The organism is Neisseria flava (assembly GCF_982712965.1).
Map to the genome: position 1 here is coordinate 1 of NZ_CEXQBZ010000126.1, position 12,362 is coordinate 12,362.

Consider the following 12,362-nt stretch of genomic DNA (forward strand, 5'->3'; position numbering starts at 1 on the left):
GGAGTACGGCTTGGTATTTGAAGTGTAATGTATATTTGCTCATAAAAAAACTGCACCTTGTGAGTTGGAGGGGATGTCCAACTTTTGGGGTGCAGTTCAAATTTCAGACGACCTTTTTGGCTTAAATTTAATTAAAGAGCTTGTTCTTGTCGTTGTATTACTCACCCCATATTCTTTTATCATGGAATATAACTACAAAATACAAAAATACAACAATCAAAGAGAAACTTTACAAGAAAAAACTTGCATTACTTCCGCTTAAAGCGCATAATTCATCCCGTTAGCTGGTTCGAGTAGTCAGTTAATAGTTTCTCCTCTATTTCTCCTTTGTAGACTTGGCACACATCCTATTGATGTGTGCATTTTTTTTTGCTTTTTTCTTTCAATCTAAGATATAAGCAAAGAAGTTGCAATCTTTCATATTTCCCTATCTACTATCTACCAGTGTAATTATTCTAATATTAGCTTCTGTTCTGCACTCAATCCAAATCCAACACGGTTTCTTCTTTTACTTCCTCCATCACCACATAACTTCGGCTTTCCGCAGCAGCAGGCAGGTGCAGCAAAATATTGCCCAACATATCCCGATAGGCCGACATATCGGGCAGGCGAACTTTAATCAGATAATCGTATTCGCCCGATACCAAGTGGCATTCCAAAATTTGCGGAATCCTCATGACTTCCCGACGAAAATCTTCAAAAATATTGCCTGATTTCGAACGCAGCTTCAATTCAACAAAAATCAACAACCCTTTGCCCAATAAATTCGGATTGAGGCGGGCGTGATAGCCTGTAATGAAATTATCGCGCTCCAGCCGTTTGACGCGCTCGGTAACAGGCGTAGTCGAAAGACCCACTTTCTCCGCCAATTCCGTCATCGGTATCCGGGCATTTTGTTGCAGAATTTTTAAAATTTTCAGATCGGTTTTATCCAGTTCTTTCATACTGTTTTTCCTTTTGAATGTCATTTAATAGGGATAATACATACGAAATTATTAAAAATAAAGTGAATATCCCTAATAAAAATATCCTAAACTAGCCATTCATAATCAAAAATAATTTTAAGGAGAAAAAAATATGAAGCTGATTGTTTTGGGCGCAGGTATCGCCGGAGTTTCAACCGTATGGTATTTGGCTTCCGAAGGGCATGACGTAACCGTCATCGACCGCGCTGAGGATGTGGCAATGGAAACCAGCTTTGCCAATGCCGGGCAGCTCTCTTACGGCTACACCACGCCTTGGGCGGCTCCGGGTATTCCGCTCAAGGCCTTGAAGTGGATGTTCAAGCAACACTCGCCCTTAATTTTTCAGCCCGACGGAAGTCTGTTTCAAATCCGCTGGCTCAAACAAATGCTGGACAACTGTACGGCAGAGCGTTATCAAATCAATAAAGAGAGGATGGTTCGGATTTCGGAATACAGCCGTGAAATGTTCCGTCTTTTTAAAGAACAGGAAAACATTGATTTTGAGGGTAGAAACAAGGGGACTTTGCAAATCTTCCGCACGCAAAAAGAAGTTGCCGCGGCTGAAAAAGACATTGCCGTTTTAGAACGTTACGGCGTTCCCCTACGTCGTCTGAAACCTGAAGAATGCTTGGAATTCGAACCCGCGCTACACCATGCTTTACCTAAAATCGCAGGCGGATTGCACCTTCCTGCCGATGCCACCGGCGATTGCCGTCTGTTTACCCGAAAACTGCGCGATTTGTGCATACAGAAAGGCGTGCGTTTTGAATTCGGACATCACATACGTCGCATCATACACGACCGATGCCGCATTACTGCCGTTGAAACCGACCAAGGACAGTTTGAGGCAGACGCATTCGTATGCGCCTTAGGCTGTTTCAGCAGAACGGTTTTGGAGGATTTGGGCTGGGATTTGCCGATTTATCCGGTAAAAGGCTATTCATTGACCCTCCCTGTCGTTCATGATGAAAAAGCACCGGTTTCCACCGTTCTTGATGAAACATACAAAGTTGCCATCACCCGCTTCGACAAACGCATCCGCGTCGGCGGTATGGCGGAGTTGTCAGGTTACGGATTGCATTTATCCGAAAAACGCCGTGCTACTTTGGCATTGGTCGTCAACGACCTTTTCCCGGGCGGCGGAGATTTGCAGCAGGCGGAATTTTGGAGCGGGTTACGGCCGATGACGCCCGACAGCACGCCGCTTATCGGCAAAACACCATTGGAAAACCTGTTTCTGAACACAGGACACGGGACTTTAGGTTGGACTATGTCGCTCGGCTCTGCCAAACTGACCGCCGATATAGTCTGCGGTAAGGAAACCGAAATCCGCAGCGATGATTTGGGTTTGTCTCGTTACACGAAAGTTTGACGGCGCAATGCACTGTCTTTGTAAAAAGGTCGTCTGAAAACGGATATAGCAAGTTTCCTCAAACCTGTATTCCGACTTTTCAGACGACCTTTTTCAATTCGATATTGTATTGTCGCAGGTAAAGTCCACATTGAGGCACTTTGGGTTTTCAACCCGCTACACTTATTAGAGTAGGTGAGGTTGCCGATATGGCAAAGGTCGTCTGAAAGCCTGGAGTTAAGGTTTCAGACGACCTTTGATTTTTTTATCCGCCCAATTTCCTACTCAAACTTTCCGTATATTCTTCCCGCTCGGCGCGGCTGGTTTCGGGGAGGTGGGTGTTGAGGGACGACCATTTCCACCTGCTGCGTGCTTTGTTGAGTTCGGACGGGAGTTTGTCCGGCGTCCAGGGCGCTTTGCGGCTGTGCAACTCGACTTGCGATTGCGCCGCGTGGCCGCGCGTTTGCAGGATGTGGAGCAAATCAAGGGCGCGGGCGGCGAGCAGGGTCAGGGTTTCGGGGTCGGTGTGCAGGGTTTGGCGGCCGGTGAGCTTGTCGGAAATGGTGCGGGTATTGGGCAGGATGCCGCCCAAAAAGCCGCCGATTGCCGTACCCAATCCGAGCGAACCGCCGAGCGTCGCGATGTCCAGTCCTAAGCCGATGAGTGCGCCGGTTGCCGCGCCCGTGCCGGTACGGATGCCGTATTCTTTGAGCAATTCGCTGTCGAACGGGTCTTGGTGGAAGGCTTTGGGCACCCAGTCGCCGCTGTCAATTTCGCTGTGGTAGAAGCGGTAGAGGCCAAACAGCCGCTGCTGCATTTGCCGTTCGAGCTGGCGTATTTCTGCCTGCATGGTTTGCAGGACGGGCGCGGGGTCGTCATTTTCGTCGATTTCCTGCGTGAAGGCTGCCACATCGAGCAGGAAACCTGCGATTTCGTGCCGCGCTTCTTTGTCCAGACGCGTCCATTCGCGGCGGCGGGAAGCGGTCAGACGGTCGATGATGTCATGCTGCGGCAGCATGGTGGCGAGCTTGTTCCAAAGGTTCAATTCGCCTTCAAAATCGAAGGCGACAGTGTCGAACCCTGCGAAAACGTGCAGGTTGCGACGCGCCAGCATGGTCGTCCACGCTTCGGGAAGCTGTCCGCCGGTAAAGTTGAACACGGGCATAACCGGTTTGGCGCACCATGAAAGAATGGTCAATTCATCCCGATATTTGTCGAGGACGGGCTCGCGCGCGTCGATGACGTACAACGCCATGTCGCTTTGCAAAAGCTGCCGCAGCACTTTGGCTTCTTGGTTGAAATCGTGATGCGCGCCGTGGCTGTCGAGGAACTTTTGCAGCCGCTCGATGCCGTCGGCGCGGGCATCCGTGTGGATTTCCAGCCAATCCAAAACGCCGCCCGCGTCTTCGAGCCCGGGCGTATCGTACAGGTACAGCAGCGTGTCGGAGCCGTCGGTAATCGCGGCTTCTTCAACATGGCGCGTGGTGGACGGGGCGTTTTTGACTTCGCCGAACCCGCTGTCGCGCAACAGGGTGCGCAGGAGCGAGGTTTTGCCGGTATTGGTGTGCCCGACGACGGCGAGGGAAAGGGTTTGGTTGTTCATCATATTTTGAGAGAATGGATTTTCAGACGACCTTTTTCAGGATGGCGGCTTAACAGGACATTTCAAGTACGTTTATTGGTTTTTCAGACGACCTTCCTGCGCCGCCTTGTCAGGTTCCAGCCATGCCACGTCGCACTCTGCCAACGCGTTGCGCCAGTGGTCCAATGTTTCGGACAGGTCGTCTGAAAGCGCCCGTTCCGTCAAAAGCTGCACCACCGCCCCGCCCTGCGCCGCTTCCGAAAGCCGGACAATCTGCCGCAACACGCCGCGGTCGGGGACGGTTTCCGCGCGCACGCCGATGAGGAGCTGGGCGGGTTTCTGTTTCAACTCCGCTTCCAAAGCGGCAACTTCTTCCCGATTCGCCGCCACGCCTTTATCCAGCCATTCCTGCGCCAGCCTGCCCGCAAACCATGTGCCTTCGTGCCATTCGGTTTCCAGCATGACTGCCCACTTGGGCGCGTCGTTTAAGGTGATTTTCGGGGAAACGGCGGACACGGTTTCCCGACGCGTATCCGCATCGACGATTTTGTTCTGCCAGCGGCGGATGACCGCCTGATAATAAGGCTTCTCCAAATCCAGCTTGCTTTGGCTTGTTTTTAAAAAGATTTTACATACCGCCCAAGCCAGCAGGCGCGGCAGGATGCCGTAGCAGGCTATGCTGCCGACCAACAATCCCGACCACGCGCGCGCATCGGCGATGTTGCCGTTCAGACGACCTTCGACCACCGCCCGCGCATCGGGCGCAGGGAAACCGAGTTTCGACGGCAGCCATGCCAGCATCTCCACCGCGCGCACCGAAGCGGCATTGCTCAACAGCGTGCTTTCCCAGTTGAACGTATATTGGCGCACCAAAAGCAGCAGCAATACCGACACCAGCATCCCGCTCAGGGTGCAGAGCCATAGACTGTGTGAAGTCGCGCCGGCGATCCAACGCGCCGAAGGCTGCCGCCATTCGTCCGCATACAGCCGAAACACCGCCTGATTGACGGGGTCTTTACCCCGAAACCACGTCGCGGGACTGCTGAAAAACCGCCCCACTTTCACGCGTAGGAACAACGTTGCCAGCCATACCGCCAACATCAGCGTATTCATACCCAACACGCCCGCCAAAATCAGGAAAAAATTCAGCCCTTGGCTGTCCATCAGAAGGTAAGTGCCGGAAAATCCGCCGCTAAACATCATCGTCGCCGCCACGATCCACAGCCAAAACGACCCGGTCCGTACTTGTTCCAAGGTATGCCGAAGCCGGCGGTCTCTGTCTATCATCTCCGCGCGGCGGATGATTTTTCCTTCCACGCCGCCCTCAACATGACGCAACGCCTCCGTCGCCTGCACGGGATCGCCGGCAAAAATATAGCCGCCCTCTTCCAAAATACGGACAAGTTCGGCGAGTTTTCGGGATGGGTTCAACATAAAAAGGTCGTCTGAAAGGGATGGTGAAAACGCAAAGATTTTATCACAGCCCTTTTCACCCGTAGGCAGGATTCTTGAGTCCGGTTTTTATAGCAAATGGCAAGGTTCACTTCTTTTTAACCCCTTGTCTGCCACCAGCAATCATTTCCGCGCAAGCGGTAATTTATTGGAAACCCCAATAAAGAGATATTGGCAAATCGTCGGTAAAATTCAAAACCAGCTTTCAGACTGTGTGGCAATGATGAAAAATAAAAACTAAGTACCAAAAAGATCGTCTGAAAACCTTTGCATACAGGTTTTCAGACGACCTTTCATGTTTACAGTTTTACCGTAATACTTTTACAGCTTTGCCAATGCCTGATTGAACGTTGCGCTCGGACGCATGGCTTGGGCGGCTTTTGCTGCGTCTGGGGCGTAGTAGCCACCGATGTCGGCTGCTTTGCCTTGTGCGGCGGAAAGCTCGGCAACGATTTTCGCTTCGTCGGCGGTCAGGGTTTTTGCCAACGGCGCAAACGCTGCTTTCAATTCCGCGTCTTTATCCTGCGCTGCCAGTTCTTGCGCCCAATAGAGGGTGAGGTAGAAATGGCTGCCGCGGTTGTCGAGTTCGCCTGCTTTGCGTTTGGGCGATTTGTCGTTCAGAAGCAGTTTTTCGGTGGCGGCATCCAGTGTATCGGCGAGGACTTGGGCTTTGGTGTTGCCGGTTTTTTGCGCCAGATGTTCAAACGATACGGCGAGCGCGAGAAATTCGCCCAGCGAGTCCCAGCGCAGGTGGTTTTCTTCGAGGAACTGTTGGACGTGTTTCGGTGCGGAGCCGCCCGCGCCGGTTTCAAACATACCGCCGCCGTTCATCAATGGAACGATGGACAGCATTTTCGCACTGGTACCGAGTTCCAAAATCGGGAACAGGTCGGTCAGATAATCGCGCAGGACGTTGCCGGTTACGGAAATGGTGTCTTCGCCGTTTTTCAGACGACCCAAGCTGAACTTGGCGGCTTCTTCAGGCGCGAGGACGCGGATGTCGAGACCGTCGGTATCCAGTTCGGCAAGGTAGGCTTTGACTTTAACAAGCAGGCTTTTGTCGTGCGGACGGTTTTCATCGAGCCAGAACACGGCGGGCGTGTTGCTCAGACGGGCGCGGTTGACGGCGAGTTGTACCCAGTCTTTGACGGGCGCGTCTTTGGTTTGACACATACGCCAGATGTCGCCTGCTTCAACGTCGTGCTGCATCAGGACTTTTCCTGCCACATCAATAACTTGAACCTGACCGTCGGCTTCGATTTCGAAAGTTTTATTGTGCGAACCGTATTCTTCGGCCGCCTGCGCCATCAGACCGACGTTGGGAACGGTACCCATGGTCGTCGGATCGAACGCACCGTGTTCGCGGCAGAAGTCGATGGTTGCCTGATAAACGCCTGCATAGCTGCTGTCGGGAATCACGGCTTTGGTGTCTTGCGCTTTGCCGTCTTTGTCCCACATACGGCCGGAATTGCGGATCATCGCAGGCATGGAAGCATCAACGATGACATCGCTAGGAACGTGCAGGTTGGTGATGCCTTTGTCGGAATCGACCATCGCCAAATCAGGGTTGGCAGCGTAAACGGCGGCGATTTCGGCTTCGACGGCAGCGCGGGTGTCCGCATCCAGTTTGTCCAGATTGGCAAGCAGGTTGCCGAAGCCGTTGTTGACGTTGACGCCGGCGGCAGCCAGTTTGTCGCCGAATTTTTCAAAGACGGGCGCGAAGAACACTTTGACGGCGTGTCCGAAGATAATCGGGTCGGACACTTTCATCATGGTGGCTTTCATGTGCAGCGAGAACAATACGCCTTTTGCTTTCGCGTCTTTTACTTGCTCGGCAAGGAAGGCGAGCAGGGCTTTTTTGCTCATCACGGTCGCGTCGATGATTTCGCCGGCTTTCAGGGCGACGGGCTCGCGCAACTCTTTCTTGTTGCCTTGTTTATCGGTGAACACGATGGATACGGAAGTCGCATCAGGTACGGTAACGGATTGTTCGTTATGGAAAAAGTCGCCGCTTTGCATGGTGGCAACGTGGGTTTTGGAGTCTTTCGTCCATGCGCCCATGCTGTGCGGATTTTTTTTCGCAAAGTTTTTCACCGCTTTCGGCGCGCGGCGGTCGGAGTTGCCTTCACGCAAAACGGGGTTGACCGCGCTGCCTTTGATGCGGTCGTAACGTTCGCGCACGGCTTTTTCTTCATCGGTTTGCGGGTCGGCGGGATAATCAGGGACGGCAAAGCCTTTTGCCTGCAATTCTTTAATCGCGGCGGTCAGTTGCGGTACGGATGCGCTGATGTTCGGCAGTTTGATTACGTTTGCATCGGGTTGTTTCACCAATTCGCCCAATTCGGCAAGCGCGTCGGGTACGCGCTGCGCTTCGGTCAGATGTTCGGGGAACGCCGCCAAAATGCGGCCGGACAGGGAAATATCGCTGGTTTTGACTTCGATACCGGCATGGCGGGTAAACGCCTGCACAATCGGCAGCAGGGATTGGGTCGCCAGCGCGGGGGCTTCGTCGGTATGGGTGTAGATAATGGTGGCTTTGCTAGTCATGGGATATTCTCTTGTAGGTTAGGTTTTTCTTTTCGAATGCGGCACAAAAGCGCGCTGCGTGGCTATTATGGCATATTTCGGCAGGCTTGGGATATGGTTTTAATATGTTATCAAGCGGCTTGTAAAAAGGTCGTCTGAAACGGCTGTGATAGCGTTTTCAGACAACCTTTGGTGGAGTTTAACTCAGATTATTGGGCATATTTTTTACCCAAAGCTTCAGCAGCTTTTTGTACTTCCTGATTGGCTTGGCGTAAAACCGTTTCCATATTGTGGGTTTTGTCTTGGTATGCCTTCATGAATTGGACAGCTTCTTTGTCTTTCATGTCAATCTTTAGGGCAGTAGCATTTTCGCTGGACAGGATGATCATTTCATTGGCTGTTTTGCTTGTTTGCAGCATACGATCAAGAACGGCTTTGACTTCAGCATCTTGAATATTGAGTTTCTCGACATCTTGAAGGTATTTATCAAGAGCGGGTGTCAACTCTTTGACAGCTGCAAGTGCGGCTGCTTCATCACCTTGTAATGCCGTTTGTTGCAGCTTGGAAGCCATTTGCGCAATTTTTTGTGCTTCCGCTCCTGAGATATATTCCATGAATTTCTTCAGGTCTTCCAAACCGGTTGGCGATTTTTTGTCGGAAATGGTAATCGGCTCTGCCAATTTAGGATCGGGAACGGGGAATTTATTGATGATTTCAGCGTATTTGCCGGAGAGGGTAACTTCGCCCTCGGCTGTTTGTACGGTAGTGGGTTTGCTGTCAGCCGATTTGCCGGAGTCGCCACAGGCTGCTAATGCCGCAGCGATGAATAATGCCAAGCCGAATTTGGTTAAGGTGTTCATAAGATTCCTTTGAAGAAATAGGCAGAGAATTGATACCATCGAAATGATAGACAGTTCATTCTAACACGGACTTAATTGATATACTTAAGGCTATTTGAATGGAATGGTAGGTTTTTATAGTGGGTCAACTTCAAATCACAACAAAGTAATACCCTGTGCTGGTCTAATAAACTTAACCCACTATATAAAAAAGGTCGTCTGAAAACCGCTATCCTTTAAAGGGAAATGGTTTTCAGACGACCTTTTGTCTTAATCGTTCAATCCGGTTTTATTCTTCGTCACCCGTATCGCTGATACTGATGCTGTGTTCCATCCGGCTCGGGTGGACTTTCAAGCCGCCGCAGCCGGATTTCTCGGCGGACAGGCGGTCGAGGTAGGCTTGGTCGATGTCGCCGGTTTGATAGATGCCGTTGAAACAGGACGAATCGAAGGACTCGATTTTCGGATTGAGTGCTTTGACGACGGCTTCCAAATCGCTCAAACTTTGGAAAACGATGCCGTCCGCGCCGATTTCGGCGGCAATTTCCGCCGCGCTGCGCCCGTTGGCAATTAATTCTTCGCGTGTGGGCATGTCGATGCCGTACACATTGGGATAGCGCACTTCGGGGGCGGCGGAGGCGATATAGACTTTGCGTGCGCCCGCTGCGCGTACCATTTCGACGATTTCGCGGCTGGTCGTCCCGCGCACGATGGAGTCGTCCACCAGCAACACGCTTTTGCCTTCAAACTCGGTTTCCATCGGGCTGAGTTTTTGGCGCACGGATTTTTTGCGCGTCGCCTGGCCGGGCATGATAAAGGTGCGGCCGATATAGCGGTTTTTAATCAAACCTTCGCGGTAAGGTTTTTTGAGGTGGACGGCAAGTTCCATCGCGCTGGGGCGGCTGGTGTCGGGAATGGGCATCACGACGTCGATGTCGTCCACGGGCAGCTCGCGTTTGATTTTTTCCGCTAAGGACACGCCCATGTCCAAGCGCGATTGGTAAACCGATACGCCGTCGATCACGGAGTCGGGACGGGCAAAATAGACGTATTCAAACAGGCAGGGACTGAGTTTGGCGCGGTCGCTGCATTGACGGGCAATCAGTGTGCCGTCAAAGCCGACGAATACTGCTTCGCCCGGCTGGATATCGCGTTCCAAATCGTAGGCAAGCGCATTGAAGGCAACAGATTCGGAGGCGACGGCATAGGATTTTCTGCCTGCTTCGTCGGTTTGAGAACCCAACACCAGAGGACGGATGCCGTAAGGATCACGAAAAGCGACCATGCCGTAGCCCGCAATCATGGCAACCACGCCGTATGCGCCACGCACAAGGCGGTGGACTTCGGCAATAGCGTTGAAAATATTGTCGATATTGAGCCGGTGGGGATTGGCGTTTTTAGAGACTTCGCGGCGCAATTCGTGCGCGAATACGTTGAGCAAGACCTCGGAATCGGAGCTGGTGTTGACGTGGCGCAGGTGTTTGTTGCACACGTTTTCATACAGTTCGGCGGTATTGGTGAGGTTGCCGTTGTGCGCCAAAACGATGCCGAAAGGCGAGCTGACGTAGAAAGGTTGCGCCTCCGCGCTGCTGCCCGCGTTGCCCGCCGTAGGATAACGGACATGGGCGATGCCCGCGTTGCCGATCAAATCGCGCATATTGCGTGTGCGGAACACTTCGCGCACCATGCCTTTGCCTTTGTGCATGTGAAACGTGCCGCCTTCGGCCGTTACAATGCCCGCCGCATCCTGCCCCCTGTGTTGCAACATCTGCAAACCGTCGTACAGAAGCTGGTTTACCGGCTCATGGCTGACCAAACCTAATACACCGCACATATCGTCTTCTCCGAATTCGAGGTTAACTTGGAAACTAGAATTATAGAATAAATCGGACAAAGTTGCCCAAATTGTTGACAATATTTTCATGTCAACCCCAAAAATACGGAAACGTCGTCTGAACAAACGGCTGGAGTTTTTCAGACGACCTTTGCGGCAGACCATCCCTATTTCAATATACAATAGCAGCTCAAACCCTATTCCTACCACACCATGACTGCCAACCGCACCCTCATCATCTCCGTCTTCATCGTCGCCAGTTGCGGCCTCGCCTACGAACTCATCATCGCCGCGCTGGCGAGCTATCTTTTGGGCGACAGCATTTTGCAGTTTTCCTCCGTCATCGGGCTTTATCTCTTCTCGATGGGCATAGGCGCGCACCTGACCCGCTACATCAAAGACGAAGACGTGCTGCACCGCTTTATCGAAATCGAACTTTTGGTCGGCATCATCGGCGGCATTTCCGCGCTGGCATTATTCGTCGCCTTCGGGCTTTCCGCCGCCCCGTTCCGCACCCTGCTCTACGCCTTCGTACTGATTGTCGGCGCGGTCGTCGGCATGGAAATCCCGTTGGTGATGCGCGTGTTAAACCGCAAAGGCGCAGAATTTAAAGAACTCGTTTCCAAAGTCCTGACCTTCGACTATTTGGGCGCACTCGCTGTTTCCCTGCTCTTCCCGCTTCTCTTAGCCCCCAAACTCGGCATGGCGCGTTCCGCCCTCTTGTTCGGCATCCTCAACGCCGCCGTCGCCTACCTGACCGCGCGCGTATTCAAAGCCGAATTGCCCCGCTACCGCGCCATCCGCCTGCGCGCGCTGATTGTCTTGTCCGTCCTCGCCGCCGCCTTCGCCTACGCCGACCGCATCTCCTTCAAAGCCGAACAAAGCTATTTCGGTGACCCCGTCGTCTATCAAAGCCACTCGCCCTACCAACGGCTCGTCGTTACCCGCTGGAAAGACGACACCCGCCTCTACATCAACGGCAACCTGCAATTCTCCTCGCGCGACGAAGCCCGTTACCACGAAGCCCTCGTCCTGCCCGCCATGCAGATGGTTTCCCACACCTCCCGCATCCTCATCCTCGGCGGCGGCGACGGGCTGGCGGCGCGCGAAGTCTTGAAATACCCGCAGGTCAAACACGTTACCCTGGTCGATTTAGACCCCGACATGACCGCTACCTTTAAAACCTCCGCCGCCTTAAGCGCGCTCAACCAAGGCTCGCTATCCCATCCCAAAATGCACGTCGTCAACGACGATGCCGCCAAATGGCTGGAGGGGTCGTCTGAAAAATTCGATGTCATCATCATCGACCTACCCGACCCGTCCAATTTCTCACTGGGCAAACTCTACTCCGTCCCCATGTACCGCCTCGTCGCCCGCCATCTTCATCCGCAGGGCAAAATCGTCGTCCAATCCACCTCGCCCTACTTCGCCCCCAACGCCTACTGGTCGGTCGTCGCCACCCTCGAAGCCGCCGGCCTTTCCACCGCGCCTTATCACGTTTACGTCCCCTCCTTCGGCGAATGGGGATTTGTATTAGCAGGCTTCGATAAGCAATTCCCCGTCCCGCAGAAATTCGACGTTCCCACACGTTATCTAAACGCCCAAACCGCCGCCGAAATGTTCCGCTTCCCGCCCGATATGGCAAGGCGCAAGGTCGAGCCGAACTATCTGAACAACCAAATCCTCGTCAGCTATTTCGAAAGCGACTGGCACAACGTCATCCGTTGAGCTTTTTCCCAAAACAAAGGTCGTCTGAACATTTTCAGACGACCTTTTGACTACCGGCTTTCAACTCTTTCTCTTATTTTTTCGA

General features: G+C 52.7%; 8 protein-coding genes. 2 read left to right on the forward strand and 6 right to left on the reverse strand.

From position 1 onward, the window contains the following. Positions 1-479 precede the first annotated feature (479 nt). A complete protein-coding gene (locus tag AC5M9B_RS09405; protein WP_016687259.1) occupies positions 480-944 on the reverse strand; it encodes an Lrp/AsnC ligand binding domain-containing protein in 465 nt (154 codons plus the stop codon). A gap of 133 nt (positions 945-1,077) precedes the next feature. Here AC5M9B_RS09405 and AC5M9B_RS09410 point away from each other — a divergent pair, with 133 nt between their 5' ends. Then, the gene (locus AC5M9B_RS09410) at positions 1,078-2,337 is read left to right on the forward strand and encodes a D-amino acid dehydrogenase (RefSeq protein ID WP_070656691.1); all 1,260 of its coding nucleotides are present in this window, start codon (positions 1,078-1,080) and stop codon (positions 2,335-2,337) included. Between the two features lie 244 nt (positions 2,338-2,581). Here the strand turns inward: AC5M9B_RS09410 and AC5M9B_RS09415 are convergent, their stop codons facing one another. The 5 genes from AC5M9B_RS09415 to purF all read right to left on the reverse strand — a co-directional run bounded on the left by AC5M9B_RS09415 (position 2,582) and on the right by purF (position 10,549). Then, positions 2,582-3,919 carry a GTPase/DUF3482 domain-containing protein gene (locus tag AC5M9B_RS09415; RefSeq protein ID WP_487648546.1) on the reverse strand — a complete coding sequence of 446 codons (1,338 nt, stop codon included), beginning with the start codon at positions 3,917-3,919 and terminating at the stop codon, positions 2,582-2,584. Positions 3,920-3,991: 72 nt separating this feature from the next. Next, entirely contained in the window at positions 3,992-5,332 is a 1,341-nt protein-coding gene (locus AC5M9B_RS09420) for a DUF2868 domain-containing protein (RefSeq protein ID WP_146736698.1), read from the reverse strand. Between the two features lie 339 nt (positions 5,333-5,671). Then, entirely contained in the window at positions 5,672-7,897 is a 2,226-nt protein-coding gene (locus tag AC5M9B_RS09425; RefSeq protein WP_487648547.1) for an NADP-dependent isocitrate dehydrogenase, read from the reverse strand. 188 nt (positions 7,898-8,085) lie between these two features. Beyond that, positions 8,086-8,736, reverse strand: coding sequence for a PM1805 family lipoprotein (locus tag AC5M9B_RS09430; protein WP_070656687.1), 651 nt, complete (start codon positions 8,734-8,736; stop codon positions 8,086-8,088). Between the two features lie 268 nt (positions 8,737-9,004). After that, entirely contained in the window at positions 9,005-10,549 is a 1,545-nt protein-coding gene (purF, locus tag AC5M9B_RS09435; RefSeq protein WP_070656686.1) for an amidophosphoribosyltransferase, read from the reverse strand. 213 nt (positions 10,550-10,762) lie between these two features. Here purF and AC5M9B_RS09440 point away from each other — a divergent pair, with 213 nt between their 5' ends. Then, a complete protein-coding gene (locus tag AC5M9B_RS09440) occupies positions 10,763-12,277 on the forward strand; it encodes a polyamine aminopropyltransferase (RefSeq protein ID WP_487648548.1) in 1,515 nt (504 codons plus the stop codon). Positions 12,278-12,362: the final 85 nt, after the last annotated feature.